Source organism: Streptomyces sp. NPDC088194 (genome assembly GCF_040702025.1).
Lineage (GTDB): Bacteria > Actinomycetota > Actinomycetes > Streptomycetales > Streptomycetaceae > Actinacidiphila.
Genome location: NZ_JBFBIV010000020.1, coordinates 1 through 26,477, shown reverse-complemented (window position 1 = coordinate 26,477; position 26,477 = coordinate 1). Strand labels below are relative to the sequence as shown.

26 protein-coding genes are annotated in these 26,477 nt (G+C 72.4%); 13 read left to right on the top strand and 13 right to left on the bottom strand.

What is annotated here, in order from left to right; translation table 11 throughout:
* The first annotated feature begins 1 nt into the window (after nt 1).
* From AB0399_RS13505 to AB0399_RS13495, 3 genes are all read left to right on the top strand, one after another.
* Nucleotides 2-334: a hypothetical protein gene (locus AB0399_RS13505; RefSeq protein WP_329369710.1), complete on the top strand. Its 333-nt coding sequence runs from the start codon at nt 2-4 to the stop codon at nt 332-334.
* A gap of 132 nt (nt 335-466) precedes the next feature.
* Nucleotides 467-1,528, top strand: coding sequence for a LacI family DNA-binding transcriptional regulator (locus AB0399_RS13500; RefSeq protein WP_366411373.1), 1,062 nt, complete (start codon nt 467-469; stop codon nt 1,526-1,528).
* Between the two features lie 77 nt (nt 1,529-1,605).
* The gene (locus AB0399_RS13495; protein WP_366411372.1) at nt 1,606-2,184 is read left to right on the top strand and encodes a DUF1707 domain-containing protein; all 579 of its coding nucleotides are present in this window, start codon (nt 1,606-1,608) and stop codon (nt 2,182-2,184) included.
* A 108-nt stretch (nt 2,185-2,292) separates the two neighbouring features.
* Here AB0399_RS13495 and AB0399_RS13490 read toward each other — a convergent pair whose 3' ends face one another.
* Entirely contained in the window at nt 2,293-2,712 is a 420-nt protein-coding gene (locus AB0399_RS13490) for a MarR family transcriptional regulator (protein WP_329369716.1), read from the bottom strand.
* A 111-nt stretch (nt 2,713-2,823) separates the two neighbouring features.
* Between AB0399_RS13490 and AB0399_RS13485 the strand changes: the two genes are divergently transcribed.
* Both AB0399_RS13485 and AB0399_RS13480 read left to right on the top strand, forming a co-directional pair.
* Nucleotides 2,824-3,252, top strand: a complete 429-nt coding sequence (locus AB0399_RS13485) for an organic hydroperoxide resistance protein (RefSeq protein ID WP_366411371.1) — start codon at nt 2,824-2,826, stop codon at nt 3,250-3,252.
* A 170-nt stretch (nt 3,253-3,422) separates the two neighbouring features.
* A complete protein-coding gene (locus AB0399_RS13480; protein WP_366411370.1) occupies nt 3,423-5,885 on the top strand; it encodes a glycoside hydrolase family 3 C-terminal domain-containing protein in 2,463 nt (820 codons plus the stop codon).
* Between the two features lie 39 nt (nt 5,886-5,924).
* Here the strand turns inward: AB0399_RS13480 and AB0399_RS13475 are convergent, their stop codons facing one another.
* Together AB0399_RS13475 and AB0399_RS13470 are read right to left on the bottom strand one after the other, a co-directional pair.
* On the bottom strand, nt 5,925-6,527 hold the full coding sequence (locus tag AB0399_RS13475) for a GNAT family N-acetyltransferase (RefSeq protein ID WP_329369722.1): 603 nt from the start codon (nt 6,525-6,527) through the stop codon (nt 5,925-5,927).
* A 66-nt stretch (nt 6,528-6,593) separates the two neighbouring features.
* Nucleotides 6,594-7,505, bottom strand: a complete 912-nt coding sequence (locus tag AB0399_RS13470) for an SGNH/GDSL hydrolase family protein (RefSeq protein ID WP_366411369.1) — start codon at nt 7,503-7,505, stop codon at nt 6,594-6,596.
* Nucleotides 7,506-7,768: 263 nt separating this feature from the next.
* On the opposite strand from AB0399_RS13470, the gene AB0399_RS13465 reads away from it, so the two are divergent.
* Both AB0399_RS13465 and AB0399_RS13460 read left to right on the top strand, forming a co-directional pair.
* Nucleotides 7,769-8,263: a DUF3145 domain-containing protein gene (locus AB0399_RS13465; RefSeq protein ID WP_202233532.1), complete on the top strand. Its 495-nt coding sequence runs from the start codon at nt 7,769-7,771 to the stop codon at nt 8,261-8,263.
* Between the two features lie 138 nt (nt 8,264-8,401).
* The gene (locus AB0399_RS13460; protein ID WP_366411368.1) at nt 8,402-9,283 is read left to right on the top strand and encodes an NAD(P)-dependent oxidoreductase; all 882 of its coding nucleotides are present in this window, start codon (nt 8,402-8,404) and stop codon (nt 9,281-9,283) included.
* Nucleotides 9,284-9,405: 122 nt separating this feature from the next.
* Here AB0399_RS13460 and AB0399_RS13455 read toward each other — a convergent pair whose 3' ends face one another.
* From AB0399_RS13455 to AB0399_RS13425, 7 genes are all read right to left on the bottom strand, one after another.
* Nucleotides 9,406-10,674, bottom strand: a complete 1,269-nt coding sequence (locus AB0399_RS13455; RefSeq protein ID WP_329369731.1) for a beta-ketoacyl-[acyl-carrier-protein] synthase family protein — start codon at nt 10,672-10,674, stop codon at nt 9,406-9,408.
* Between the two features lie 108 nt (nt 10,675-10,782).
* A complete protein-coding gene (locus AB0399_RS13450; RefSeq protein WP_328463685.1) occupies nt 10,783-11,031 on the bottom strand; it encodes an acyl carrier protein in 249 nt (82 codons plus the stop codon).
* A gap of 67 nt (nt 11,032-11,098) precedes the next feature.
* On the bottom strand, nt 11,099-12,133 hold the full coding sequence (locus tag AB0399_RS13445; RefSeq protein ID WP_329369733.1) for a ketoacyl-ACP synthase III: 1,035 nt from the start codon (nt 12,131-12,133) through the stop codon (nt 11,099-11,101).
* A complete protein-coding gene (locus AB0399_RS13440) occupies nt 12,130-13,125 on the bottom strand; it encodes an ACP S-malonyltransferase (RefSeq protein ID WP_366411367.1) in 996 nt (331 codons plus the stop codon). Before AB0399_RS13440 ends, AB0399_RS13445 begins: the two co-directional genes overlap by 4 nt.
* Nucleotides 13,126-13,215: 90 nt before the next feature.
* On the bottom strand, nt 13,216-14,355 hold the full coding sequence (locus tag AB0399_RS13435; protein WP_328474050.1) for a helix-turn-helix domain-containing protein: 1,140 nt from the start codon (nt 14,353-14,355) through the stop codon (nt 13,216-13,218).
* Nucleotides 14,356-14,503: 148 nt separating this feature from the next.
* On the bottom strand, nt 14,504-15,211 hold the full coding sequence (locus AB0399_RS13430; protein ID WP_329369736.1) for a pirin family protein: 708 nt from the start codon (nt 15,209-15,211) through the stop codon (nt 14,504-14,506).
* On the bottom strand, nt 15,208-16,029 hold the full coding sequence (locus AB0399_RS13425; protein WP_329369737.1) for a serine hydrolase domain-containing protein: 822 nt from the start codon (nt 16,027-16,029) through the stop codon (nt 15,208-15,210). The genes AB0399_RS13430 and AB0399_RS13425 overlap by 4 nt, the downstream gene beginning before the upstream one ends.
* Nucleotides 16,030-16,210: 181 nt before the next feature.
* Here AB0399_RS13425 and AB0399_RS13420 point away from each other — a divergent pair, with 181 nt between their 5' ends.
* Nucleotides 16,211-16,672 (top strand): MerR family transcriptional regulator, encoded by a 462-nt coding sequence (locus tag AB0399_RS13420; protein ID WP_328463677.1) that lies wholly within the window; start codon nt 16,211-16,213, stop codon nt 16,670-16,672.
* Nucleotides 16,673-16,705: 33 nt separating this feature from the next.
* Here AB0399_RS13420 and AB0399_RS13415 read toward each other — a convergent pair whose 3' ends face one another.
* The 3 genes from AB0399_RS13415 to aceE all read right to left on the bottom strand — a co-directional run bounded on the left by AB0399_RS13415 (nt 16,706) and on the right by aceE (nt 22,275).
* On the bottom strand, nt 16,706-17,431 hold the full coding sequence (locus AB0399_RS13415; protein WP_328463676.1) for a DUF4429 domain-containing protein: 726 nt from the start codon (nt 17,429-17,431) through the stop codon (nt 16,706-16,708).
* A gap of 93 nt (nt 17,432-17,524) precedes the next feature.
* Nucleotides 17,525-18,676 carry an alpha/beta hydrolase gene (locus tag AB0399_RS13410; RefSeq protein WP_366411366.1) on the bottom strand — a complete coding sequence of 384 codons (1,152 nt, stop codon included), beginning with the start codon at nt 18,674-18,676 and terminating at the stop codon, nt 17,525-17,527.
* A gap of 851 nt (nt 18,677-19,527) precedes the next feature.
* Nucleotides 19,528-22,275, bottom strand: a complete 2,748-nt coding sequence (gene aceE / locus AB0399_RS13405) for a pyruvate dehydrogenase (acetyl-transferring), homodimeric type (RefSeq protein WP_366411365.1) — start codon at nt 22,273-22,275, stop codon at nt 19,528-19,530.
* 449 nt (nt 22,276-22,724) lie between these two features.
* Here aceE and AB0399_RS13400 point away from each other — a divergent pair, with 449 nt between their 5' ends.
* The 5 genes from AB0399_RS13400 to AB0399_RS13380 all read left to right on the top strand — a co-directional run bounded on the left by AB0399_RS13400 (nt 22,725) and on the right by AB0399_RS13380 (nt 26,331).
* Nucleotides 22,725-23,165, top strand: a complete 441-nt coding sequence (locus tag AB0399_RS13400) for a DUF3052 domain-containing protein (RefSeq protein ID WP_103883542.1) — start codon at nt 22,725-22,727, stop codon at nt 23,163-23,165.
* A 150-nt stretch (nt 23,166-23,315) separates the two neighbouring features.
* Nucleotides 23,316-23,774 carry a peroxiredoxin gene (locus tag AB0399_RS13395; RefSeq protein ID WP_329369747.1) on the top strand — a complete coding sequence of 153 codons (459 nt, stop codon included), beginning with the start codon at nt 23,316-23,318 and terminating at the stop codon, nt 23,772-23,774.
* Between the two features lie 102 nt (nt 23,775-23,876).
* Entirely contained in the window at nt 23,877-24,452 is a 576-nt protein-coding gene (locus tag AB0399_RS13390) for a TerD family protein (RefSeq protein ID WP_103883544.1), read from the top strand.
* 47 nt (nt 24,453-24,499) lie between these two features.
* Nucleotides 24,500-25,075: a TerD family protein gene (locus tag AB0399_RS13385; protein ID WP_329369749.1), complete on the top strand. Its 576-nt coding sequence runs from the start codon at nt 24,500-24,502 to the stop codon at nt 25,073-25,075.
* Nucleotides 25,076-25,137: 62 nt separating this feature from the next.
* Nucleotides 25,138-26,331, top strand: coding sequence for a DUF475 domain-containing protein (locus AB0399_RS13380; protein ID WP_329369751.1), 1,194 nt, complete (start codon nt 25,138-25,140; stop codon nt 26,329-26,331).
* Nucleotides 26,332-26,477 lie beyond the last annotated feature (146 nt).

The window sequence follows — 26,477 nt, the reverse complement described above, 5'->3', positions numbered from 1 at the left end:
CATGCGTGAATCCCAGACCGCCGTCCTGGAACGCGGCATCCGCGTCGAGGACGAGTTCGCCACCGAGCCGTTCGAAGTCGCGTGGGCGGGCGAGGCCCGCTGGTTCGTGCAGTTCCTCGAACCGGGCGAGGACGCCACCGTCACCCTCACCCCGCAGGTGTCCGCCGACGGTCTCGCCTGGGTCGACCACGAGGCGCCCGCCGTCGAGGTTGCGGCCGGCGGCCTGATCACCCTCCCGCTGCGCGACTTCGGCCACTGGCTGCGGCTGGTCGTCCGGCGCTCCGGCGGGCGCACCGCTCCGCTGGCGCGGATCTACCTCGCCCTCAAGGAGTGAGCGCCGGCCGGGAGCGGGACCCGGGACCAGGCCGAGGGAGCGGCGGGGAGCGGCGGGGAGCGGGAACCGGCCGAGGCGGCGGTGGATAGAGTGACGTGACGACAAGGAGGCGGGTCGAGGACGGTGGCCACCATGCGACGCAGCACCCTGAGCGACCTCGCCGAGAACCTCGGCCTGTCGGTCAACACGGTCTCCCGGGCGCTGAGAGGAAAGGATGGCGTGGGCACCCGCACCCGCGACCTCGTCCTCGAAGAGGCCGTCCGGATCGGGTACATCACGCCGGGCGCGTCCCGCCCCGGCACGGAAGACGCCCCCTCGGCCCGGTCGAGGTCGCGGACCATCGGCCTGACGATCCCGTCCTCGACCCACGTCTTCGCCTCCGAGCTGATCGGGGCGATCGAGGCCGGCGCCCGCGCGGCCGGCTACTCGCTCGATCTCTTCGTCACCGAGGAGAGCGCGAGCCAGGAGGCGGGCATCGCCACGCAGATCACCGACGCCGGCCTGGCCGGAGCCGTGGTGATCCCCGTCCAGGGCGAGCGCGACCCGTGGGCCCGGGTCCGCGCCGAGGGCATCCCCGTCGTCGCCGTGTCACGCGAGATCGACCAGCTCAGCTGCGACTTCGTCGGGGTCGACAGCGAGGCCGGGGAGTACGCCGCCGTCCGCCATCTGCTCAGCCGGGGCGCCCGGTCGATCGTCAGCTTCGAGGAGGACCTGGCGATCAGCACCATCGCCAACCGGCAGCGCGGGTTCGCCCGCGCGCTCGCCGAGGTGGCCGGCACGACCTCGCGCACGGTTCCGGTGCCGAGCCGGCGGTTCGAGACCGGCGAGTCCGACTGGCGACCGGAGGAGGCGTATCGCGCCTGCCGCGAGTTCCTCGACACGGACACCGCCTTCGACGCCGTCACCGTCGGGGACGACTACTTCGCCCTCGGGGTCGCCCGGGCGCTGGCGGAGCGGGGCATCCGCGTGCCGGACGACGTGCGCATGGTCGGCTACGGAGACCACGCATACTCGGCGTGGATGCGCCCCTCGCTCTCCTCGGTCCGCCTGCCCACCCGGCTGATCGGCGAACTCGCCGTCTCGCTCGTCCTCCAGCGGGTCGCCGGCGAGACGAGCCCACCGGTGCGCCGCCTCATCAAGCCCGAACTGGTCGTGCGCGAATCGAGCGGGCCCCGCCCGGTCGCCGCCGCCTGACTCGTCGCCCGGTCACCGCCGCCTGAATCCTCGGCCGCGTCGGCCCTTCCGCGGCCGGTGCGTGAGAGCATCGGGGCATGACGGAACTCCCCGCGCGGGTCCGCCGGGAGGAGCTGCGGCCCTCCGACCGCGACCGCGAGCAGGTCGCCGAGGCGCTGCGCGAGGCGGCGGCCGAGGGGCGGATCGACTTCGCCGAACTCGACACGCGGATCAGCGCGGCCTACGGCGCCAAGCGCTACGCCGAGTTGGACGCTCTCACCCGGGACCTGCCCGCGGGCGCGGGTGGGGATAGCGGGGCGTCGGCGGCCCGGGCGGGGTGGGGGTCGCGGTGGGCGGTCGCCGTCTTCGGCGGGTTCGCGCGCAAGGGCGCCTGGGCGGTGCCGCGTTCGATGACGGCGCTGTGCGTGTGGGGCGGCGGCGTGATCGACCTCAGCGAGGCGCGGTTCACCGGGGCCGAAACCCGCATCCGCGCGTACGCGTTCTGGGGCGGGATGAAGATCGTGGTCCCGGCGGACGCCGAGGTGTACGTCAACGGGGTGGGGCTCCTGGGGCTGTTCGGGCGCAAGGCGAGCGGGCCCGGGGTGGCGGGGGCGCCGCGGATCAGGGTGCGGGGCCTGGCGATGTGGGGCGGGGTGACGACGAAGCGGGCGGGGTAGCGGCGTCGCACCGGTGCGGATGGCCGTACGGTGCCCGCCGATCCGTCCGGTGCTCGCCGATCCGTACGGTGCTCGCCGAACCGTCCGGGCCTGCCGAGCCGTGCGGCCCTACCGCACCATGCGGGCGAGCAGGTCCCGCAGCACGCCGCGTTCCCCCTCCGACAGCGCCGCCAGCGGTTCGCGGGCGAACTCCAGGGAGTCCCTGAGCTGTTCGGCCGTCGCGCGCCCCCGGTCGGTGGCCGCGGCGAGCTTGACCCGGCGGTCGGCCGGGTCGTTGCGGCGCTCGGCGAGGCCCTGCGCCTCCAGCCGGTCCACGATGCCCGTGACGTTGGACGGCTCGCACTTCAGCCGCTCGGCGATCTTGCGCATCGGCAAGGGGTCGGTGGCCAGCAGCGCCAGGACCCGGGCCTGCGCGCCGGTCAGGTGGTGCACGGCCGCGGCCGCGTCGTACTCCTGGTGGTAGCGCGCCACGACCGTGCCGATGAGGTCGAGCACCTCGGCGGTGAGCGGGTCCATGCGGCGGGTCATGGGGGCGAGGGTACCTGTTTCCTTGACAATCTGAAACATCAAGGACATCGTTCATTAGGCAAGGAAACATTGCAGGCGCGACGCGAGACCGTTCCTCAGGAGGAACCGTTCATGACCATCCAGTCCGTAGATGTCCTGTACACGGCGGTTGCCACCGCGGAGAACGGCCGGGACGGCCGGGTCGCGAGTGACGACGGCAAGCTCGACGTGGTGGTGAACCCGCCGAAGGAGATGGGCGGGAGCGGGGCGGGGACGAACCCGGAGCAGCTCTTCGCGGCGGGGTACAGCGCGTGCTTCCAGGGGGCGCTGGGCGTGGTGGCGCGCCAGGCGAAGGCCGACATCTCCGGATCGCGGGTGACCGCGAAGGTGGGGATCGGGAAGATCGAGAGCGGCGGCTTCGGGCTGACCGTCGAGATCGCGGTGTCGATTCCCAAGGTGGACGAGGCCACGGCGAAGGACCTGGTGGAGAAGGCGCACCAGGTGTGCCCGTACTCCAACGCGACGCGCGGGAACGTGGATGTGCGGCTCAGCGTGATCTGACCCGCCCCGCTCCGTTTCGCCGCCCTTTCGCTTTCCCCGCTCGCCCCCCGGCGCCCTGCCGGGGGGCGAGCGGCGTCATGGGCCCGGACCTGCCGAGGTCTCCTCCTGGGTGGGGGCGGGCGGTGATACTGGGGCCGCGGATCAGTCGTCGGCGGCGGAGGGATGGCGGGATGGCGGAGCAGGGCGCGGTCGAACGGGTGGTCGCCGAGGCGTTGGGGAAGTTGGGGTTGGCGGAGAAGGCGGGGCTGCTGGCGGGCAAGGACATGTGGGCCCTGGGGGCGGTGCCCGAGGTGGGGCTGGGGGAGCTGGTGATGTCGGACGGGCCGATCGGGGTGCGGGGGCGGCGCTGGACGGCGGTGGACCCGTCGGTCGCGCTGCCGAGCCCGACGGCGCTGGCGGCGGGATGGGACCCGGAACTGGCCCGGCGGGTGGGGCGGCTGCTGGCACAGGAGGCCCGGCGCAAGGGGGTCCATGTGCTGCTGGCGCCCACCGTGAACCTGCATCGCAGCCCGCTGGGCGGGCGGCACTTCGAGGCGTACAGCGAGGACCCGTATCTCACCGGCGTGATCGGCACGGCGTACGTCCGGGGCGTGCAGGACGGCGGGGTCGGGGTCACGGTGAAGCACTTCGTGGCCAACGACGCCGAGAGCGAGCGGTTCACGGTGAACAACGTGGTGGGCGAGCGGGCGCTGCGGGAGCTGTATCTGGCGCCGTTCGAGGCGATCGTGCGGGATGCGCGGCCGTGGGGGGTGATGGCGGCCTACAACGCGGTGAACGGCGTGTCGATGACGGAGCACGAGGCGCTGCTGCGCGGGGTGCTGCGCGAGGAGTGGGGCTTCGACGGCGTGGTGGTGTCGGACTGGTTCGGGGCGCGGTCGACGGTGGGCGCGCTCGTGGGCGGGCTGGACATCGCGATGCCCGGCCCGATGACGGTGTACGGCGAGGCGCTGGTCGCGGCGGTGCGGGCCGGCGAGGTGGACGAGCGGCTGGTCGACGAGGCGGCGGCGCGGGTGCTGCGGCTGGCGGCGCGGGCCGGAGTGCTCGCGGGGGCGCCGGCGGACGTGGTGGAACCGCCGGCCGAGGTGGACGGCGCGGCGCTGGCCCGCGAGGTCGCCGTGCGCGGCTGCGTGCTGCTGCGGAACGAGCCGCGGCAGGGCCGCCCGGTGCTGCCGATCGACCCGTACGGCGGCGGGGTGGCGCTGATCGGCGCGGCGGCGCGGCACGCCCGGGTGCTCGGCGGGGGGTCGGCGCAGGTCTTCCCCGACCATGTGGTCTCGCCGCTGGACGGGCTGCGGGCGGCGCTGCCGCGGCAGGAGCCGCTGGTGTACGCGGTGGGCGCTGACCCGAGTGACGAACTGGGCACCGCCGGGCCGGGTTTCGCGCTGCACGCGGTCGCGTTGGACGCGCGGGGGCGGGAGTTGGGCAGCGAGCCGCTGCCGAGCGGGCAGGTGCAGTGGATGGGCGACCTGCCCGAGGGCGTGGTGTACGAGGAGGTGAGCGCGGTCGAGGTGCGCGGGGAGTTCGTGCCGGCGGTGGCCGGCGCGCACCGCTTCGGCACGCGCGGCAACGGCGGGTTCCGGCTGGAGGTCGACGGGCGGGTGCTCTTCGAGGGGGTCCAGGCAGACGCGCACGAGGACCCGTTCGAGGCGTTCTTCGGCCGCCCGGCGGAGCGCGGAACCGTGGAGCTGGCCGCCGACCAGCCGGTACGGGTCGCGCTGCGCTACGAGTTGCCGCCGGAGCTGGCCGAACTGCCCATCCAGGCCGTCGGGTTCAGCCTGCTGCACGGCGAACCGGAGCGGGACCCGGAGGAGTTGCTGGCCGAGGCGGTCGCGGCGGCCGCTGCCGCGGAGACCGCCGTGGTGGTGGTCGCGACGACCGAGCGGGTGGAGTCCGAGGGCTTCGACCGGACCGACCTGCGGCTGCCGGGCCGGCAGGACGAGCTGGTGGCGCGGGTGGCCGCGGTCAACCCGCGCACGGTCGTGGTGGTCAACGCGGGCGCGCCGGTGGAGATGCCGTGGCGCGAGGACGTGGCGGCGGTGCTGCTGGCGTGGTTCCCCGGCCAGGAGGCCGGGGCGGCGCTGGCCGACGTGCTGCTCGGCGCCGAGGAGCCGGGCGGCCGGCTGCCCACCACCTGGCCGACCCGGCTGGCCGACGCCCCGATCAGCCAGGTGACCCCGCGGGACGGCGAACTGCGGTACGACGAAGGGCCGTCGATCGGCTACCGCGCCTGGGCCGCCCGCACCGGGCCCGCCCCCGCGTACCCCTTCGGGCACGGACTGGGCTACACCACCTGGGAGTACACCGCGCTGGAGGCGCAACCCTCCCCGGCGGACGGCGTGCTGGCCACGGTACGGGTCACGGTGCGCAACAGCGGCGACCGGGCCGGCCGGGAGGTGGTGCAGGTCTACCTCACACCGTCCGGCGGCTCCCGCCGGCTGGCCGGGTTCGCGACCGTGACGGCGGAGCCGGGCCGGAGCGCCGAGGCCGTGCTCGAACTGCCGCTGCGGGCCGCGCAGTTCTGGGACGAGGCGGCCGGCGGATGGCGGCCGGCGCCGGGGCCGTTCACCCTGGACGCGGCCCGCTCCGGCGCCGACTCCCGGCTGTCCGCCGTCCTCTCCCACCCGGCCGGCTGAGGCGCGCGGCACGGCGGGTCTTCGGCGTCGCCGGCCGGGTCACAGGTCCTTGCGCATGCAGACCCGGGGCCAGCGGTCCAGGCCGTAGGCGGCCTCGCGGGCGCGGATACGGCGGAGCCCGGCGGTGAGCTCGGCGTCGTCCAGGGCGCGGAATCCGCAGCGCGCGTAGTACGGCGCGTTCCACGGCACTTGGGTGAAGGTGGTGAGCGTCAGCGCGGGGATCGCGCGGGCCGAGGCGTGGTCGGCGAGGTGGTCCAGCAGGGCGCGGCCGATCCGCCGGTGCGCGCGGTCGGGGTGGACCGAGACCTGCTCGACGTGGAGGTTGCCGTCGACGGGGTCGGCGATGAGATACGCGACGGGCGTCTCCTTGTCCCGCCCGGCGCCCGCTTCCGGGCCCGCGCTGACGCCCGCTCCCGGGCCGGTGTCCGTGTCCGGACCCGGGCCCTGCCCCGTTCGCGCGTCGACCGCGACCCATGCGAGCCCGGCCTGCTGGTAATGGGCGAGTTCGGCGAGCGGGAGGGGGCTGTCGTCGGCGATCTCGGGCATGCCGATCTCGCGGAAACACCGCCCCGCGGCGGCCTCCACGCCCTGCAGCAGCCGCAGTTCGTCGAGGCGGGCCGTGCGGATGCGGATCGAGTCCATGGGCTCGCTTCCTGTCGTTTCGGTAGGTCTGCGCAGGGGGCGCCGGCGCCTTTCGGAGGGCGCCGGCTAGCTCGTCGCCGTCGCCGGGCGGCCGGCCACCGCCGCCATGATCCGGGCCAGTTGGGACTCTCCCTGCGGGTTGGGGTGGAACCAGTCCCAGTCGCTGAGGTCGCTCGTGTCGAAACGGTAGGCGAAGACCGCGCCGCCGTCGTAACGGCAGCGCTGGTACGTCGCGCAGACCTGGCCGAGCACCGTGTTGTACGCCTGCACGCGGTCGCGCACCGCCGTACGCCGCTGGGTGGCGGCCGGGCTGTCGGAGGTCGGGTCGTCCAGCATCGTCGGGCACAGCCCGAGCTTCCACACCTCGCGGCCCAGCGGGTTGGCCTTGCCGACCGACCAGAGCCGTTGCAGGTCGGGGATGCTGGCGACCAGCACCTGCGTGGTGGGCAGCGTGCGGTGCAGATAGGACAGGGTGCTGTCGAAGGAGGCACGGAAGTCGGCCACCGACGTCATGGTGCCGGTGTCGGCCGCGCACGCGTCGTTCGCGCCGATCAGCACGGTGACCATCGCCGGGTGGTGGGCCGCCGCGGCGCGGGCCTGGTCGGGCAGGTCGGCGACGTGCGCGCCCGACCGGGCCACGTTCCAGCTGCTGGCGGCGCCCAGCCGGGTGCTGACGCTGTCGACCTGCTGCCGGCCGCCGGTGGCCCACGACACGTCCGGGCAGTCCGACACCGGCTTGCAGGCGTCGAAGCCGCGGGTGATGGAGTCGCCGAGCGCGGCGACGCTGCTCGGGTGGGTGTTCCACGGCCGCGCCGGGGCCGCCTCGCGCGGGGTGCCGCCGGAGGGCGCGGCGGACCCGGATTGCGAACTGTGTGCGGGAGGCGTCCCCCGGCCACCGTGCGGCGCACCGCCGCCGAATCCGCATCCGCCCAGCAGAACCGCGGTCACGGTGAGTGCCAGAGCGTGTCGCGACAGCATCCGCATGCGCTTCTTCCCTCCGACGAGTGGGTGACATCTGCCGTCAGCCCGACCGTACGCCACTCCCAGGAAGACGCCGCAGGGTAGCTTTTCCCTGACAGGCGAACCGATCTGACGGGAGGTCGACGGCCGACGGGCGACGGTGACGAAAGTTGTCCTGATTCAGCTGAATAGTGCAGAATGTGTCATGTTGCCCCGGGTTCAACCAGTACGAGGGTGAGGCCGCTGGGGAAGGCGAACCTCGTCCCACACTGGAGGTACCGGTGACGACACGTGGTGTTCTGTACGTGCACGCCGCACCGCGCGCGTTGTGCCCACATGTGGAGTGGGCCGTCGCGGGCGTCCTCGGCGTGCGTGTGAACCTCGACTGGGTCCGGCAGCCCGCGGCTCCCGGCACCTGGCGCGCCGAGTTCTCCTGGCAGGGAGAGCCCGGCACCGCCTCGAAGCTGGCGTCCGCGCTGCGCGGCTGGCAGCTGCTGCGCTTCGAGGTCACCGCGGAGCCGTGCGCGACCGCGGAGGGCGAGCGCTACAGCGCGACCCCCGAACTCGGCATCTTCCACGCGGTCATCGGCATGCACGGCGACATCCTCATCCCCGAGGACCGGCTGCGCGCCGCGATGCAGCGCGCCCGCAAAGGCGAGGCCGACCTGGAGGCAGAGCTGTCCCGGCTGCTCGGCAAACCCTGGGACGACGAACTGGAGCCCTTCCGCTACGCGGGCGAGGGCGCGCCGGTCCGCTGGCTGCACCAGGTGGTCTGACCGCCCGCGACACCCCGCGCCGTCCGTCCGGCCGCGCCACCGCCGTATGACCAGTCGTACGACCAGCCGGACGACCGTGCCGCGTCCCGTCGTACGCGCCGTCCTGTGTTCGCCGCGGCCGCGCAATAGCCTGCTCGCATGCCATCGCAGAAGCTCTCCGTCGCAGTCCTGGGCACCGGCATCATGGGTGCCGGTATGACCCGCAACCTCGCCGCCGCCGGACACGAGGTCCGCGCCTGGAACCGTACGATCGCCCGTGCGCAGCCGCTCGCCGAGGCGGGGGTCCATGTCACCGCCGACCCGGCCGAGGCCGTCCGGGGCGCCGACGTGGTGCTCACGATGCTGCTCGACGGGCCCGCCGTGCTCGACGTGATGCGCACGGCCGCGCCCGCGCTGGAGCGGGGCGCGGTGTGGGTGCAGAGCAGCACCGTCGGGCCGGACGCGCAGAGCGAACTGGCCGCGGTCGCCGCGGCGAACGGCCTGCTCTTCCTCGACGCGCCCGTGCTCGGCACCAAGGCGCCCGCGGAGAGCGGCGACCTGACGGTGCTCGCGGCCGGGCCCGCCGCGGCGAAGGCGCTGGCCGGGCCGGTCTTCGAGGCGATCGGCCGCAAGGTCATCTGGGTCGGCGACGACGGGGCCGGCGGCGCCGCGAGCGCGCTCAAGCTGGTGATCAACAGCTGGGTGCTGGCGATCACCAACGCGGCGGGGGAGGTGATGGCCCTGTCCGAAGCGCTCGGGGTGGACCCGGACCGCTTCTTCGAGGCGATCGAGGGCGGGCCGATGGACACGCCGTATCTGCGGCTCAAGGCCGCGGCGATCCGCTCCGGCGACTACACGCCGTCCTTCACGGTCGAGGGCGCCCTCAAGGACCTACGGCTCATCGCCGACGCCGGCGAGCGCAACGGAGTCCGGCTCGACCTCGCGGCCGCGGGGGCGGAGCGCTTCCGGCGCGCCGCCGAACAGGGCCACGGCGCGGACGACATGGCGGCCAACTACTTCGCGAGCTTCCCGCAGGAATAGCCGTTTCCCCGCGTCCGTCGGTAGGGGCCGCCCTTACCAACGGGCGCGGGGAACCGCGCGAACAGCCATCCACGGACCGCAAGGTCCCGGCACCAGGGGTGCGGGCACCCCGGAGGGTCCCGTTACTGCGGCAGTGTCCGCAGGGCCAGGACGACGTTGTGGCCGCCGAACCCGAAGGAGTCGTTGAGTGCCGCGATGGTGCCGGCGGGCAACGGACGGGGCTCGCCGCGGACGACATCCGCGTCCATCTCCGGGTCCGGGTTCTCCAGGTTGATCGTGGGCGGCGCGAGCCGGTTGTGCAGGGCGAGCACGGTCGTCACCGTCTCGATCCCGCCGGCGCCGCCGAGCAGGTGACCGGTCATCGACTTGGTCGCGGAGATCGCCATGTGGTCGACGTCGTCCCCGAACACCTTCCGCAGCGCCTTGAGTTCGGCGATGTCACCCTGCGGGGTGGAGGTCGCGTGCGCGTTGGCGTGCACGATCTCGGCCGGCTTGATGTCGGTGTTCTCCATCAGGTGCTGGAGCGCCGAGGCGATGCCGCGCCCGGACGGCTCCGGCTGCGTGATGTGGTGCGCGTCGGCGGAGATGCCCTGGCCGACCGCCTCGCAGTAGACGCGCGCGCCGCGCGCGGCGGCGTGCTCCACGGACTCCAGGATCACCACGCCGGCGCCCTCGCCGAGCACGAAGCCGTTGCGGGCCGCGTCGTAGGGCCGGGAGGCGCCCTCGGGGTCGTCGTTGTTCTTGGACATCGCCATCATGTTGCCGAAGGCCACGATGGGCAGCGGGTGGATGGCCGCCTCGGTGCCGCCGGCCACCACCACGTCGGCCCGGCCGGTGCGGATCATCTCGATCGCGTAGCCGATCGCCTCCGCGCCGGACGCGCAGGCGCTGACCGGGGTGTGCACGCCCGCGCGGGCGTTCACGTCGATGCCGACGTTCGCCGCCGGGCTGTTGGGCATCAGCATCGGCACGGTGTGCGGGGAGACCTTGCGGACGCCCTGGTTCTTCAGCACGTCGTACTGGTCGAGCAGCGTGGTGACGCCGCCGATGCCGGACGCGATGACCGCGCCCAGCCGGTCCGGGTCGACCGAGGGGTCCTCGCCGGCCTTCGCGGTGAACCCGGCGTCCGCCCATGCCTCGCGCGCCGCGATCAGCGCGAACTGCGCGCTGCGGTCGAGCTTGCGGGCGAGCGGGCGGGGCAGGACCTCGCCGGGCTCGACGGCGATGGTCGCGCCGATGCGCACCGGCAGCTCGGCCGCCCACTCCTGCGGAAGCGTCCGGACACCGGAACGGCCGGCCAGCAGCGCTTCCCAGGTCGACGCGCTGTCGCCACCCAGCGGTGTGGTTGCTCCGATACCGGTGACGACCACGGTGTGATTGGTCGGGCTCACAGGAATTGTCTCTCCACGTCTAGAAGGGCGGGCGACAGGCGCGTCGTCCGGGTGTTCACGGGTCCGCGCGGGACCCGTCACGGGGGGTGAGGCGGCTGGGGAGCCGACTCAGTTCTGGGCCTTGAGGATGTAGTCGACCGCGTCGCCGACCGTCTTGAGGTTCTTGACGTCGTCGTCCGGGATCTTCACGCTGAACTGCTCCTCGGCCGCCACGACGACCTCGACCATGGACAGCGAGTCGACGTCCAGGTCGTCGGTGAAGGACTTGTCGAGCTGCACGTCCTCGGTGGGAATGCCGGCGATCTCGTTCACGATGTCGGCGAGACCGGCGACGATCTCTTCCTTGGTGGCTGCCATGTCTGGGGCGCTCCTTGATGTTTCGCTGTCGATGCGGCGTGCGGGACTGCGGCGCCGCGAGGTGTGTCTAGGGGAGAGTAACGACCGTGGCCGCGTAGACCAGCCCCGCCCCGAACCCGATGATCAGAGCGGTGTCGCCGCTCTTGGCCGCGCCGGACGCGAGCAGCCGCTCCATCGCGAGCGGGATGGAGGCCGCCGAGGTGTTCCCGGTGGTCTCCACGTCCCGGGCCACCGCGACGTGGTCGGGCAGTTTGAGCGCCTTGATCATGGAGTCGATGATGCGCATGTTGGCCTGGTGCGGGATGAAGGCGTCCAGGTCCGCGGCGGAGATCCCGGCGGCGTCCAGCGCCTCCTGGGCCACCCGGGCCATCTCGTAGACCGCCCAGCGGAAGACCGCCTGGCCCTCCTGGGTGATCGCCGGGAACTTGACCTCGCCGTGCGAGTCCACCGGCAGCTGCGACACGTCGCCGCCGCGGAACTGGTCCCAGGCCACCGTCTGGGTGATGGTGCCGGACTTGTCGCCCTCGGAGCCCCAGACCGTCGGTCCTATGGCGGGCTCCTTCGACGGGCCGAGCACGACCGCGCCCGCGCCGTCGCCGAAGAGGAAGGCGGTCGCCCGGTCCTCCTTGTCGGTGAGGTCGCTGAGCCGCTCCACACCGATCACCAGGACATGGCCGGCGGTGCCGTCGGTGATCATGCCCTTGCCGAGGGTCAGGCCGTAGGTGAAGCCCGCGCAGCCGGCCGAGATGTCGAACGCGGCCGGCTTGCCCGCGCCGATCCGGTGCGCGATCTCGGTGGCGACCGCCGGGGTCTGCTTGAAGTGCGAGACGGTCGCGACCACGACGGCGTCGATCTCGGAGGCGTCGATGCCGGCGTCGGCGATCGCCTTGCCGGCCGCCTCGATCGACATCTCCGCGACGGTCTCGTCCGGCCCGGCCCAATGCCGGGAGGCGATCCCGGACCGGGACCTGATCCACTCGTCGCTGGAGTCGATGTGTTCGAGGATGACCTCGTTGGGAACCACCCGGACCGGGCGGTAGCCGCCCACCCCGCGAATGCGTGCGTGGGGGGCACCCTTGCTGGGGCTGATCTTCGCTGTCATCGCTGCGGGTGCTCCTCTGTCGCGTCCTGCGGGATGGAGTCTGCCGGCGCACCCTGCGGCGGGTTGCCCGCCGTCTCGGCGGCCAGCTCGCGCGCGGCCGCCAGGTGCTCCGGTGTCTTCAGCGCCAGGGTGCGGACCCCTGGCAGGGCGCGCTTGGCCAGGCCGACCAGCGTGCCACCCGGCGACACCTCGATGATCGCGGTGACCCCGAGCTGCTTGAACGTTTCCATGCACAGGTCCCAGCGCACCGGGTGCGAAACCTGCGTGACCAGTCGGCGCACGACCTCCGCGCCCTTGTCCACCTTCTGCCCATCCGCGTTCGAGACATACGGCAAAGAGGGGTCCGCGACGGTCAGATTCGGCGCGAGCGCCTCCAGCGCGGCCACCGCGGGGGCCATGTGGGCGGTGTGGAAGGCGCCGGCCACCGCCAGCGGCCGTACCCGGGAGCCCTCCGGCCGCTGCTCGGCGAGCACGCCGAGCTGCTCCAGGGTGCCGGCCGCCACGATCTGGCCGGCGCCGTTGATGTTCGCCGGGGTGAGGTCGAGGCCGGTCAGGTGGGCGAGCACCGTGTCCTGGTCGCCGCCGAGCACCGCGGACATGCCGGTCTCGGTGACCGCCGCGGCCTCGGCCATCGCGCGGCCGCGGGTGGCCACGAACGACAGCGCGTCCTGCTCGGAGAGGACCCCGGCGAGCACGGCCGCGGTGATCTCGCCGACGCTGTGGCCGGCGACCGCGTCGGGCCGGCCGGTGCCGCCGTTGCCGAACAGGCCGAGCTCACCGGCCGACAGCAACCCGGCGGCCACCAGCAGCGGTTGGGCCACCTTGGTGTCGCGGATCTCGTCCGCGTCGGCCTTCGTGCCGTAGTGGACCAGGTCGAGGCCGACCGTGTCGGACCAGCCCGCGAGGCGGTCGGCCGCGCCGGGCAGGTCGAGCCAGGGGGACAGGAAGCCGGGCGTCTGGGCGCCTTGGCCGGGAGCGACGAGTACGAGCACGTTCACACTCTCTCTCGCGGGCGGGTGTCACCGCCCGTGGGGACAAGGACGAAGAAGTGTCAGCCGATTTGTGGGTGTCCAACAAACGAGTCAGCGAGGCCGGTCGCCGTCCGAGAGACGTCCCAGGATCAGCGCGATGCGCAGGGTGAACGCCGAACGCACGTCGGAAGGTGACCAACCGGTGACATCAGTCACACGTCGCAGCCGGTAGCGAACCGTATTGGGGTGCACGAACAGCATCCGTGCGGCACCTTCGAGCGAGGATGCCTGCTCCAGGTAGACACTCAGAGTCTCCAGTAGCGCCGAGCCCGCCTCTTCAAGCGGCCTGTAGATCTCCTCCACCAGCTGACTGCGAGCATAGCGGTCGCCCGCCATCGCACGCTCCGGTAGCAGATCGTCGGTGAGTACCGGGCGTGGCGCGTCCGGCCAGGCCCGGCACGCCTTGAGGCCGGCCGCGGCGGCCTGCGCGGACCTGGTCGCGGACAGCAGGTCGCCGACCACCGGGCCGGCCACCACCGGACCCGGCGCGAACGGCCCGATCAGCGCCTTCGCCACCCGGATCGGGTCGTCGTCACCGCCGGCGATCACCACCAGCCGCTCGCCGAGCACCCCGGTGAGCACCTGGAGCTTGGCGTGCCGGGAGGCCCGCCGGATCGCCTCCACGGTCAGCTCGCTGTCGCCGTTGGGCGCGGTGCCCAGCACCACCACGATCTTGTCCGGCGAGCTCCAGCCGAGCGCGGCGGCCCGCGACAGCACGCCCTCGTCGGCCTCCCCGGAGAGCACCGCGTTGACCACCAGCGACTCCAGCCGGGCGTCCCACGCGCCGCGCGCCTCGGCGGCCTGCGCGTAGACCTGCGCGGTGGCGAAGGCGATCTCCCGGGCGTAGACGAGCAGCGCCTCGCGCAGCACGCCCTCGTCGCCGGGCGCGGCGACCTCGTCGATCGCCGACTCCATGACCTCGATGGTGGTGCGCACCATTTCCACCGTCTGGCGCAGCGAGATGGCCCGGGTCAACTCGCGCGGCGCGGTGCCGAAGACGTCGGTGCTGATCGCCTGCGGGGCCTCGGGGTGGCGGAACCACTCGGTGAACGCGGCGATACCAGCCTGCGCGACCAGCCCGATCCAGCTGCGGTTCTCCGGGGGCATCGCCCGGTACCAGGGAAGTTGCTCGTCCATCCGCGCGATGGCGTGCGCGGCCAGCCGGCCGGCGGACTTCTCCAGCCGCCGCAGGGTCGCGGCGTGGTCGCCGCGGGGCGGCTCCGAGGAGGCGTGCGGGGGCTGCCGCTTCTGCGGGTTCTGCGGGCGTTGCGCGGGAGGAGGCACGGTCCAAGCCTGCCTTATGGGTGTGGCCGCGCAGGTGGCGGGTTGTCCGTTTCGGCTATCCGTACGACGGTTCGGCGGTCATCCGCCACACCAGGTACTCGGCGTCGGGGGGCGCTTCGGCCTGCCGGGCGCGGGAGTTGGCGGCGCGCAGGGCGTCACCGGGGCCGAGTTCGCGGCCGTCCACCCGGACCGTGCCGCGCAGCACGTGCAGGTAGAGGAACGGGGCGTCCGGCAACGGGCCCGAGCCGCGCGCCAGGTGCAGCGCGGCGTGCGGCTGGCGCAGCGGCAGCGGCGCGTCCGGCGCGGCGGAGGCGAGCAGGTAGGGGCCGGGCCCCGGCGGTGCGACGTCGGTGGCCACGGAGTGCCGGGACGGGCCGCCGGCCGGGTCCGGGTGCAGCCACATCTGGAGGAAACGGCACGGATCGGCGCCCGGGTTGCGCTCGACGTGGCGTACGCCGCCGCCCGCGCTGAGCAGTTGGGCGTCGCCGGCGCGCAGCCGGGTCGCGACGCCCTCGGTGTCGCGGTGCTCCAACTCGCCCTCGATCACCCAGGTGACGATCTCGGTGTCGCGGTGGGTGTGCTCGGCGAAGCCCGCGCCGGGCGCCAACCGCTCCTCGTTGCACGCCAGCAGCAGCCCGAACCGTACGTTCGCCGGGTCGTAGAAGCCCGCGAAGGAGAACGCGTGCCGCGTCTCGATCCCGGCCGACGGGTCTCCGCCGGTGTAGCGGCGCTCCGCCCGCCACACCTCGCCCGCCGCGGTCATCCGGCCGCCCGCAGTTCGGTGAGCACCGCGTCGGTCAGCCGCGGCCACAGGGGCAGCGCCCACTCGCCGAAGGGGCGGTCGGTCAGCGCCACGCAGGCCGCGCCCGCGACCGGGTCGATCCACAGGAAGGTGCCGGACTGGCCGAAGTGGCCGAAAGTCGCGGGGGAGGAGAGCGCGCCGGTCCAGTGCGGGGACTTGGCGGCGCGGATCTCGAAGCCCAGGCCCCAGTCGTTCGGGTCCTGGCGGCCGTAGCCGGGCAGTACGCCCTTCAGGCCGGGGAACGCCACGGAGGTCGCGGTCGCGACGGTGGAGGGGTGCAGCAGCCGCGGGGCCTGCACCTCGGCGGCGAACTTCAGCAGGTCCGCGACGGTGGAGACGCCGTCGGCCGCGGGGGAGCCGTCCAGCGTGGTGTCCGCCATGCCCAGCGGCTCCAGCACCGCCTGGCGGGCGTACTCCGCGAACGGGATGCCGGCCGCCTTCGCGAGGGCCTCGCCCAGCGCCTCGAACCCGGAGTTCGAGTAGATGCGGCGGGTGCCGGGGGCGGCCATCACCTTCGGGGCGTCGAAGGCGAGGCCGGAGGCGTGGGCGAGCAGGTGCCGAACCGTCGCGCCCTCGGGGCCCGCCGGGTCGTCCAGCTCGAACACGCCCTCCTCCCAGGCCACGAGTACCGCGTACGCCGCGAGCGGCTTCGTCACCGACGCCAGGGGGTAGCTCCGCTGGAGGGTGCCGTACGTCCCGGCCACGGTGCCGTCCGCCCGGACCACGCCGGCGGAGGCGTTGGGCACCGGCCATTGCGCGATCATCGCCAAGCTGTCCATGGGGCCTGACCCTACGGGGTGGGGGGTTCTGCCGGTTCCGGGACCACCTGCGAGTCGGGGCCGGTCGCGCAGTTGCCCGCGCCCCTGAACATGCGCGGCTCGCCCCGCGGGAAGACGTCCACCACCGGGGGCGCCTTGCTTACTTGCCTAGAGTGCGCTCGAAGGTCTTAGCGTAAGAGGTATGACGGTCGTGCAGGTGGCGAAGAGCAAGCCGAGCAACACAGCGAGTTGCGAGGACCCGGAGACGCATCTGCGGCCGGACGGGCAGGACCAGTACACGATCAGCGAGGTCGCGGAGTTCACCGGGCTGAGCGCGCACACCCTGCGCTGGTACGAGCGGATCGGGCTGATGCCGCACGTGGACCGCTCGCACACCGGCCAGCGCCGGTTCAGCAACCGGGACCTGGACTGGCTCGCCTTCGTCGGGAAGCTGCGGCTGACCGGGATGCCGGTCGCGGACATGGTGACGTACGCGGAGATGGTGCGGGCCGGCGACCACACCTACGGCGAGCGGCAGGCGCTGCTGGAGTCCACCCGGGTGGACGTGGTCCGGCGGATCGCCGAACTCCAGGACACCCTCACGGTGCTGGACCACAAGATCAGCACCTACGCCTGCTCCCGGGCGCCGGAACGGACCGCGTGAGCGGAGCGCCGCCGCGCCGCCGCCGTCCCCGTCCTACGGCCTGACGCGGCTGGTACGGATCGCCGCCAGCACCGCCGCGGCGAACGGGAGCGACTCGTGCACCGAGCCGTACCCGAGCCCGAAGATCACGCTCGCCGGGTCGCGGTCGGCGGGGGGCAGCGGCTCGGCCGGGTCGCGCAGCAGCAGCCGCAGGTGGCCGTGGACCTGCTCCGGTGAGCGCCAGTCGACGCCGCACAACTCCTCGACGGGGAAGGTCTGGTCGCCGGAGTTCCACTTCGCGGTGGAGGCGCCGGTGCGGAACCAGTGGAAGCCGACCGCGTGGCCGTCGAAGGTGGCCTTCGCGTCGTACGCCTTGAAGGAGCGCGGCACCGCGGGGGCCGGCACCAGGTAGCGCCCGCCGGGCGGGTCCGCGGTGACCGCGGCGGTGCGGACGGCGGCCAGCAGGTCGTCCCGGGCGGCCTCGGCGAGTTCGGCGCTCTGCTCGGGCAGCACCAGCCGGTAGGGATCGGCGCTCTCCCGCAGTTGCCCGCCGGCGACCTCGATGAGCGGGTCGACGCCGGGGTGCGGGGTCGCGCGCAGGACCACGGTGCCGCGGCGGCCGGGCACCAGCTCCACGTCCTCCAGCGCCTCGTGCGGCACCCGCCGCTCACCGAGCGCCTGGAGTAGCCGGGAGCCTCGTACGCCTCTGCTGTACCGGATCACCACGGCGTCGGGTTCGAATTCCCACACGGCGTTGCTCCCGGCCAGCACTTCACCCATAAGGCCCAGCTTATGGCCGCCTCGGCGGACTGCGCCCCTTACCCGCTACGCGCGTCATCGAAAGGGGGACGGGTTTTCCCGGCCGCGCCCGGCTCAGCCAAGACCACTGGTGCAGGTGTTCTCCGTGGGGCAGGTGATCGCCGAGTAGTCGCCGAGAGCGATGTCCGCGAAGTTGGCGAGACTGGTCGTCCCGGGGACGAAGTAGCCGCCGTGGCCGTCGGCGCCGTCGGTACTGATCACCCGGGCGCCGAAGCCGCCGGAGACCGGGTCGGGGCCGTGGCCGAGCCCGGCGAACTCCACGTGCGGCACGTCGCCGATCCAGTCCCCGGAGTCCCGGGCCGCCCAGACGTGCGCGGTGGTGTGCAGGGCGGCGACGTCGCGGGCACGCATGCCCGGGCTGCCCATGACGGCGATGTCGCGGACCCGGCCGGGCGGCAGGTGCGGAGCGGCCAGCCCGCACAGCACCGAACCGTAGGAGTGGCAGAACAGCGCCACGTCGCGGCGGCGGGGGAGCGCGGCGAGGAGCGATTCGAGCCGGACCGCTCCTCGGGCGGCGAGGGTGCCGGTGGAGGCTTCCAGGCCGAGGCCGTCCGGGGCGGTGTAGCCCGCCCAGGCGATCACCGCGGTGCGGGCGTCCGGCCGGTCGAGCCGCTCGGCGCCGTACAGCGCGCGGGCCATGCCGGCGGTGGCGGCGTACCGCTTGGCGTCGTCCCGCTCGAAGTCGGCCAGGTCGGTGGCGACGCCGGGGACGACCACCGCGACGTGGGTCGCGGTGCGCAGGTCGCCGAGCACCTCGGCGATGTGGCCGTCGCCGGTCGGGTCGAAGGCGAGGATCTGCCGGTGGCCGGCGAGCAGGGACGTGTAGCGGTCGGCGAGGTCGGTCATGGCGGCGCGGCCGACCGGGGTGAGCGCGTCGCTGCGCTCGTCGGCGAGGGCGGCGGCCCGCTGCCGGGTCAGCGCGAGCCGGTTGGCGCGGTAGCGCAGGGCCGGGTCGACCCCGTCGAGGTTGCCGACGACCAGGGGGTAGCGCCGGGCCAGGCCGAGCCGCTGGGCGCCGGTGAGCGAGGCGAAGAAGCGGGCGACGGCGCCGGGCGGCGCGTCCGGGTCCGGCAGCCGCCGGGCGCCGACGGTGCCGTGGGTCCAGGCGGCGAGCGCGGCGGCCATCGCGTCCTTCGCCGCGCGCGGCGACAGCGTGGCCGTCCACCCGGTGGTCGCCAGCAGCACGAAGATGACCGCCAGGGCCACCAGCGGACGCGCCCCGCCCGGGAGCCCCTGGCGCCTCCGCCCCCCGGTGCGCCGTCCCCGCCCGCCGGCCGGCGCCCACACGCCCACGGGCGCGTCCCTCGGCGCCCGGCTCGCGGGCACGGCGACCCGTCCGTGCGGACCCCTGACCGGGCGCCCACCACTCGGGGACAGCGTGCCCGTACGTGCGGGCGGCAGCGTCACTCGCTCATGCCTTGCGGGCTCCGTCCCGGGGGATGTACGGGCTGCGGTCACTTCCTACGGTTCGTCCGGGATGCTACGGCACCCCCCACCCCTCACCCCGCCGCCGCGCCCGCCCACCCCGCCCACCGGCACCCGAAGTGCTCCCCCTGGGCCCCGCCGCGGGCACCCCCGCCCAGGCGGGTCTTTTCGGGGACGCGGGGCGGGTGGTCCGGGGACGGACAGAACACCCCTGCCCGAGCGGGTCTTTTCAGGGGCGCGGGGCAGGTGGTCCGGGGACGGACAGAACACCCGTGCCCGGGCGGGTCTTTTCAGGGGCGCGGGGAACTGCGCGAGAACCCCCCACCGGCAGGTGGTCCGGGTGTGGGCAGTGCCCCCCGCCCGGGGCGGGTCTTTTCAGGGGCGCGGGGAACTGCGCGACAAGCCCACCGCTCACAGGTGGTCCGGGTGTGGGCAGTGCCCCCTGCCCGGGCGGGTCTTTTCGGGGGCGCGGGGAACTGCGCGACAAGCCCCCCACCGGCAGGTGGTCCGGGGACGGACAGAACGCCCCCGCCCGGGCGGTCCCGTCACCCCCGAACGCACGGTGGGCCCGCCCCGGAAAAACCGGTGCGGGCCCACCCGTGGTCTCGCTGACCGCGGAGCGCAGCGCAGCGCTACGCGTCGCCGCCCGCCGCACCCGGGTGAGCCGCGGAGGCGTCCAGCAGCTGGTAGCGGTCCACCGCCTGCTTGAGCGCCGAGCGATCGACCTTCCCGTCGGCAGCCAGCTCAGTGAGCACCGCCAGCACCACCGACTGCGCGTCGATGTGGAAGAAGCGGCGCGCCGCCCCCCGCGTGTCGGCGAAGCCGAAACCGTCCGCGCCGAGCGAGGCGTACCGCCCCGGCACCCAGCGGGCGATCTGGTCCGGCACCGACCGCATCCAGTCCGACACGGCCACGAACGGCCCCTGCGCCCCGGACAGCTTGCGGGTCACCCACGGCACCCGCTGCTCCTCCTCGGGGTGCAGCAGGTTGTGCTCCTCGACCGCCACGGCCTCGCGGCGCAGCTCGTTCCAGGAGGTGGCCGACCAGACGTCGGCGCGCACGTTCCACTCCGCCGCGAGGATGCGCTGGGCCTCCAGCGCCCACGGCACCGCCACACCGGACGCGAGGATCTGCGCCGGGATCTCGCCCGCGCTGCCCGGCTGGAACCGGTGCACGCCCTTGAGGATGCCCTCGACGTCCACGTCGGCGGGCTCGGCCGGGTGCTGGATCGGCTCGTTGTAGACCGTGAGGTAGTAGAAGACGTCCTCGCCGGGCTTGCCGTCCGCGGTCTCGCCGTACATCCGGCGCAGGCCGTCCTTGACGATGTGCGCGATCTCGAAGCCGTACGCGGGGTCGTAGGCGACGCAGGCCGGGTTGGTCGAGGCCAGCAGCTGGGAGTGGCCGTCGGCGTGCTGGAGACCTTCACCCGTCAGGGTGGTCCGGCCGGCCGTCGCGCCGAGCACGAAGCCGCGCGCGAGCTGGTCGGCCATCTGCCAGAACTGGTCGCCGGTGCGCTGGAAACCGAACATCGAGTAGAAGACGTAGACCGGGATCAGCGGCTCGCCGTGGGTGGCGTACGCCGAGCCCGCGGCGATCAGCGAGGCGGTGCAGCCCGCCTCGGAGATGCCGTCGTGCAGCATCTGGCCGGTCGGCGACTCCTTGTAGGCGAGCAGCAGTTCGCGGTCGACCGACTCGTACTGCTGGCCGAGCGGGTTGTAGATCTTCGCGCTCGGGAAGAACGCGTCCATGCCGAAGGTGCGGTACTCGTCCGGGGCGATCAGCACGAACCGCTTGCCGATCTCCTTGTCCCGCATCAGGTCCTTCAGGATGCGGACGAACGCCATCGTGGTGGCGATCGACTGCTGGCCGGAGCCCTTCCTCGCCGCCGCGTACACCTTGTCCTCCGGCAGCGTCAGCGGCTTGGCGCGGACGATCCGGGTCGGTACGTAGCCACCGCACGCCTTGCGGTGGTCGTGCATGTACTGGATCTCCTCGGAGTCCCGGCCGGGGTGGTAGTACGGCGGGTAGCCCTCGTCGAGCCGCTGGTCGGTGATCGGCAGGTGCAGCCGGTCCCGGAAGCGCTTGAGGTCGTCGACGGTGAGCTTCTTCATCTGGTGGGTCGCGTTGCGGCCCTCGAAGTTCGGGCCCAGCGTCCAGCCCTTGATGGTCTGGGCGAGGATCACGGTCGGCTGGCCCTTGTGCGCCAGGGCCGCGGTGTAGGCGGCGAAGACCTTGCGGTGGTCGTGCCCGCCGCGCCCGAGGTGCAGGATCTGCTCGTCGGTGAGGTCCTCGACCATCTTGCGCAGCCGCTGGTCACTGCCGAAGAAGTGCTCGCGGATGTACGCGCCGGTCTCGGTGGCGTACGTCTGGAACTGGCCGTCCGGGGTGGTGTTCATCTTGTTGACCAGCAGGCCGTCGCGGTCCTGGGCCAGCAGCGGGTCCCAGGAGCGGTCCCAGACCAGCTTGATGACGTTCCAGCCGGCGCCGCGGAACTGCGACTCCAGCTCCTGGATGATCTTGCCGTTGCCGCGCACCGGGCCGTCGAGCCGCTGGAGGTTGCAGTTGACCACGAAGGTCAGGTTGTCCAGGCCCTCGCGGGCGGCGATGGACAGCTGGCCCAGCGACTCCGGCTCGTCCATCTCGCCGTCGCCGAGGAACGCCCACACGTGCGACTTGGAGGTGTCGGCGATGCCGCGCGCCTCCATGTAGCGGTTCATCCGGGCCTGGTAGATCGCGCCGAGCGGGCCGAGGCCCATGGACACGGTCGGGAACTCCCAGAAGTCCGGCATCAGCCGCGGGTGCGGGTAGCTGGACAGGCCGTCGGGGGCCTTCGACTTCTCCTGCCGGAACGCGTCGAGCTGCGCCTCGGTGAGCCGGTCGAGCAGGAACGCGCGCGCGTAGATGCCCGGCGAGGCGTGGCCCTGGAAGAAGACCTGGTCACCGCCGAGGCCGTCGTCCTTGCCGCGGAAGAAGTGGTTGAAGCCCACGTCGTACAGCGACGCCGAGGAGGCGAAGGTCGCGATGTGGCCGCCGACCCCGATGCCGGGGCGCTGGGCGCGCGAGACCATCACCGCGGCGTTCCACCGGGTGGCGTTGAGGATCTTGCGTTCGATCTCCTCGTTGCCGGGGAAGAACGGCTCGTCCTTGGTGGCGATGGTGTTGACGTAGTCGCTGCTGCGCATCTCGGGGACCGCGACACGCTTCTCGCGGGCCCGTTCGATCAGGCGGAGCATCAGGTAGCGGGCGCGCTCCCGGCCCCGCTCGTCGATGGCCGCGTCGAGCGAGTCGAGCCATTCCGCCGTCTCCTCGGGATCGAAATCCGGGACCTGGCTGGGAAGGCCGCCAATGATGATCGGGTTGCGATCTGATCCGGAAGCCACGCTGTTCCTTCGCTCACTAGGACTGCTACGGGATGTCTCTGGACGTGATGGAGTGGCCGCCGACGGCGGCACGCGCCGCGTCCATCGTGTACCGAGGCCGTTCGATACGTCATCTCTACCGGGCGGTAACCCCAGGTGGGCGGCCAAATCCGAACTCTACGCCCAGTCGGACGTACGACCGACTCGCGGTGCCAACACTCTGCAAAACGGGCAACCCCGGCAGATGTCCGTGATCTGCGTCACCATGGGAGAGTGCGCAGGGCGGCGGTGAAGCGGGGAACTTGCCATGAAGACGGTCGAATCATCACCGTTTCGACGGTCTCGTACGGCGGGTACTTGCGCGATCCGCCCCGCCCGTGTGGACTACCGCCAATAAGCTCGCACCGTCGCGGGCACATACAGACCATGAAGACCCGCACGAAATCTGTGCCCATGACAGGAGGCAAAGCGTGAGCGCGACCGCGGACCACGCGGAGGAGCGGACCAACCCGGCGAGCCGGCTTGGTTTCGAGCCCGGACAGGTGGTCCAGGAGCTCGGGTACGACGAGGATTGCGACCAGGAGCTCCGTGAGGGGATCGAGGAGCTCACGGGTGAGGAGCTCGCCGACGAGGAGTACGACGACGTGCCCGACGCCGTCCTGCTGTGGTTCCGCGAGGACGACGGCGACCTCACCGACGCGCTCGTCGACGCCACGTCGACGATCGACCCCGGCGCCCCGATCTGGCTCATGACCCCGAAGACCGGGCGTGACGGCCACGTGGAGCCGAGCGAGATCGGTGAAGCGGCGCAGACTGCCGGCCTGGCCCAGACCAGCAGTGTCAACGCGGCGAAGGACTGGACGGGCAGCCGTCTGGTGACCCCGAAGGCGGCCAAAGCCGGCAAGCGGTAGGCGGTACGGACCGCGCCGTAGTGGGTCGCGGTCCGTTTCCGGCCGCGCCGCCGCCGTGGCTTGTCGCGCGGTTCCCCGCGCCCCGGGTAGGCACGGCCGCACCCGGGGCGGGGGGAACCTCATGTCCGCTTGGCGCAGGGAGCCGTTTTCATGCCGATCGACGCGGGCGGACCCGCACCTGATCTGCGGCTGAGGGACCAGCACGGCCGCACCGTCGCCCTGGACGACTTCCGGGGCGTCAAGAACGTCCTGCTGATCTTCTTCCCGTTCGCCTTCACCAGCGTGTGCTCGGGCGAACTCCAGGCGATCCAGAACGAGTTGGCCTCGTTCCAGAACGAGCACAACCAGGTGCTCGCGGTGTCCTGCGACTCCATGCACGCACTGCGCGCCTTCTCCGACGCCGAGGGCCTGGACTTCCCGCTGCTGAGCGACTTCTGGCCGCATGGAACGGTTTCCCGCGCCTACGGCGTCTTCGCCGAGGAGAAGGGCTGCGCGCTGCGCGGCACTTTCGTGATCGACCGGCAGGGTCTGGTGCGGTGGACCGTGGTGAACGGCCTGCCGGACGCGCGTGATCTCGGCCAGTACGCGAAAGCGCTGTCCGCGCTGTAGCCAATCGGGAACGGGTCACTAAGCTCTGGACGTTGATCCAGCAAGCGCAGCACACAACGACCCACACCGCACCGACGGGCGGGGAAACCGACAGGAGGACTCGTGGGAGTCAGCCTCAGCAAGGGTGGCAACGTCTCGCTGACCAAGGAGGCGCCGAACCTCACGGCGGTCGTCGTCGGTCTGGGCTGGGACGCCCGCACCACCACCGGCAGCGACTTCGACCTCGACGCGAGTGCGCTGCTCACCGACGAGCAGGGCAAGGTCCTTTCCGACCAGCACTTCGTCTTCTTCAACAACCTCAAGAGCCCGGACGGCTCGGTCGAGCACACCGGCGACAACCTCACCGGTGAGGGCGAGGGCGACGACGAGGTGATCAACGTCAGCCTGGCCACCGTGCCGGCGAACGTGGCGAAGATCGTCTTCCCGGTGTCCATCTACGACGCCGAGCCGCGCCAGCAGAGCTTCGGCCAGGTGCGCAACGCCTACATCCGCGTGGTCAACGCGGCGGACGGCGCCGAACTGGCCCGTTACGACCTCACCGAGGACGCCTCGACCGAGACGGCGATGGTCTTCGGCGAGCTGTACCGGCACGGCGCGGAGTGGAAGTTCCGCGCGATCGGCCAGGGATACGCCTCGGGCCTGCGCGGCATCGCCCAGGACTTCGGCGTCAACGTCTGACCGCCGGCACGCTGCCCACCACCACGTTTGAGGGGGAAAGGACCACGATGGGCGTCACGCTCGCCAAGGGGGGCAACGTCTCCCTGTCCAAGGCCGCGCCGAATCTCACCCAGGTGCAGATCGGCCTCGGCTGGAGGGCCCGTTCGACCACCGGTGCCGACTTCGACCTGGACGCCAGCGCGCTGCTGTGCTCCGGCGGCCGGGTGCTGGGGGACGAGTACTTCGTCTTCTACAACAATCTGAAGAGCCCGGAGGGCTCCGTCGAGCACACCGGCGACGACCTCACCGGCGGCAGCGGCGGTGACGACGAGACGATCCTGGTCGACCTGACGAAGGTGCCGGCCACCGTCGACAAGGTCGTCTTCCCCGTCTCGATCTACGACGCCGACGCCCGGGTGCAGACCTTCGGGCAGGTCAGCGACGCCTACATCCGCGTGCTCAACCAGTCCGACGGCGTCGAACTGGCCCGCTACGACCTCACCGAGGACGCCTCGACCGAGACGGCGATGATCTTCGGCGAGCTGTACCGGTACGGCGGCGAGTGGAAGTTCCGTGCAGTAGGCCAGGGGTATGCCTCGGGGCTGCGCGGTATCGCCCTAGACTTCGGGGTCAACGTTTCGTAAAGCCGCGCACCGCGCGGGGGACCCTTGGCTCAAGGGATCACAAGGGATTGGGTGGGAAGCACGTGCTCCTCAGAACATTCGGCTGGTCACTCGGCATCACTGCCGCCGGCCTGGCCCTGGCCGGCATCCTCTGGGGAGGCAAAGGGCTCGCCATCGTGGCGATCCTGTCCATCCTCGAGATCTCGCTCTCCTTCGACAACGCGGTCATCAACGCGGGCATCGTCCGCAAGCTGAACGCGTTCTGGCAGAAGATCTTCCTCACCATCGGTGTGCTGATCGCGGTCTTCGGCATGCGCTTGGTCTTCCCGATCATCATCGTGGCCGTCACCGCGAAGCTCAGCCCGTGGGAAGCGGTCCGGATCGCGGTCAACGACCACGACCGCTACGAGAACCTCGTCTCCAACGCCCACCCGGCGATCGCCGCCTTCGGTGGCATGTTCCTGCTGATGATCTTCCTCGACTTCATCTTCGAGGAGCGGGACATCAACTGGCTGTCCTGGCTGGAGAAGCCGCTGGCCAAGCTCGGCAAGCTGGACATGCTGTCGGTGGCGGTGGCGATGATCGTCCTGGTCATCGCGGGCACCACGGTCGCGGACTCGGTGCCGCTGCACGGCGGGCACGGCACGGTCGACAAGGCCGAGACGGTCCTGCTGGCGGGTGTCGCCGGTCTGATCACCTACCTGGTGGTCGGCGGCATCTCCGGCTTCTTCGAGGAGCGGCTGGAGGACGACGAGGACGAGGACGGCGACGAGGACGGCGAGGGCCCCAAGGCCGTCGAGGAACCCTCGCTGGGCGCCAAGGTCCCCGCGGCCACCAGCGGCGCCAACGTGGCCCGGACGGTCGGTCTGGCCGGCAAGGCCGCGTTCTTCATGTTCCTGTACCTGGAAGTCATCGACGCGTCGTTCTCCTTCGACGGCGTCATCGGCGCCTTCGCGATCAGCAACGACATCTTCGAGATCGCCCTGGGTCTGGGCATCGGCGCGATGTACATCCGGTCGCTCACCGTCTACCTGGTCCGCAAGGGCACCCTGGACGACTACGTCTACCTGGAGCACGGCGCGCACTACGCGATCGGCGCGCTGGCGGTCATCCTGCTCATCACGATCAAGTACGACGTCAGCGAGGTCATCACCGGCCTGGTCGGCGTTGTCCTGATCGCGGCGTCCTACTGGTCGTCGGTGGTACGCAACCGCCGTCTCGGGGAAGGCTCTGGTCAGTCGGACGACGACAAGGCGGAAGTCTCGTCCGGGGTGTGACCCCCGGCCGCGCACGCGCCGCTGCCCCCGCCCTCCGGGGGGGGCGGCGGCGCGGGCGTGGGGCGGGTGGCTGCGGTGGTGAGGGACAGGGGAGGTCGGACGACAATGGCCTGGTGGGGGGTGCAGATCGGTAGAGCGTGGTGGTG

Bases quoted from the DNA above. Each gene is read 5' to 3' on its own strand.
- AB0399_RS13505 (WP_329369710.1), top strand. From the start codon at position 2: ATGCGTGAATCCCAGACCGCCGTCCTGGAACGCGGCATCCGCGTCGAG.
- AB0399_RS13500 (WP_366411373.1), top strand. From the start codon at position 467: ATGCGACGCAGCACCCTGAGCGACCTCGCCGAGAACCTCGGCCTGTCG.
- AB0399_RS13495 (WP_366411372.1), top strand. From the start codon at position 1,606: ATGACGGAACTCCCCGCGCGGGTCCGCCGGGAGGAGCTGCGGCCCTCC.
- AB0399_RS13490 (WP_329369716.1), bottom strand. From the start codon at position 2,712: ATGACCCGCCGCATGGACCCGCTCACCGCCGAGGTGCTCGACCTCATC.
- AB0399_RS13485 (WP_366411371.1), top strand. From the start codon at position 2,824: ATGACCATCCAGTCCGTAGATGTCCTGTACACGGCGGTTGCCACCGCG.
- AB0399_RS13480 (WP_366411370.1), top strand. From the start codon at position 3,423: ATGGCGGAGCAGGGCGCGGTCGAACGGGTGGTCGCCGAGGCGTTGGGG.
- AB0399_RS13475 (WP_329369722.1), bottom strand. From the start codon at position 6,527: ATGGACTCGATCCGCATCCGCACGGCCCGCCTCGACGAACTGCGGCTG.
- AB0399_RS13470 (WP_366411369.1), bottom strand. From the start codon at position 7,505: ATGCTGTCGCGACACGCTCTGGCACTCACCGTGACCGCGGTTCTGCTG.
- AB0399_RS13460 (WP_366411368.1), top strand. From the start codon at position 8,402: ATGCCATCGCAGAAGCTCTCCGTCGCAGTCCTGGGCACCGGCATCATG.
- AB0399_RS13450 (WP_328463685.1), bottom strand. From the start codon at position 11,031: ATGGCAGCCACCAAGGAAGAGATCGTCGCCGGTCTCGCCGACATCGTG.
- AB0399_RS13445 (WP_329369733.1), bottom strand. From the start codon at position 12,133: ATGACAGCGAAGATCAGCCCCAGCAAGGGTGCCCCCCACGCACGCATT.
- AB0399_RS13430 (WP_329369736.1), bottom strand. From the start codon at position 15,211: ATGACCGCGGCGGGCGAGGTGTGGCGGGCGGAGCGCCGCTACACCGGC.
- AB0399_RS13425 (WP_329369737.1), bottom strand. From the start codon at position 16,029: ATGGACAGCTTGGCGATGATCGCGCAATGGCCGGTGCCCAACGCCTCC.
- AB0399_RS13420 (WP_328463677.1), top strand. From the start codon at position 16,211: ATGACGGTCGTGCAGGTGGCGAAGAGCAAGCCGAGCAACACAGCGAGT.
- AB0399_RS13415 (WP_328463676.1), bottom strand. From the start codon at position 17,431: ATGGGTGAAGTGCTGGCCGGGAGCAACGCCGTGTGGGAATTCGAACCC.
- AB0399_RS13395 (WP_329369747.1), top strand. From the start codon at position 23,316: ATGCCGATCGACGCGGGCGGACCCGCACCTGATCTGCGGCTGAGGGAC.
- AB0399_RS13385 (WP_329369749.1), top strand. From the start codon at position 24,500: ATGGGCGTCACGCTCGCCAAGGGGGGCAACGTCTCCCTGTCCAAGGCC.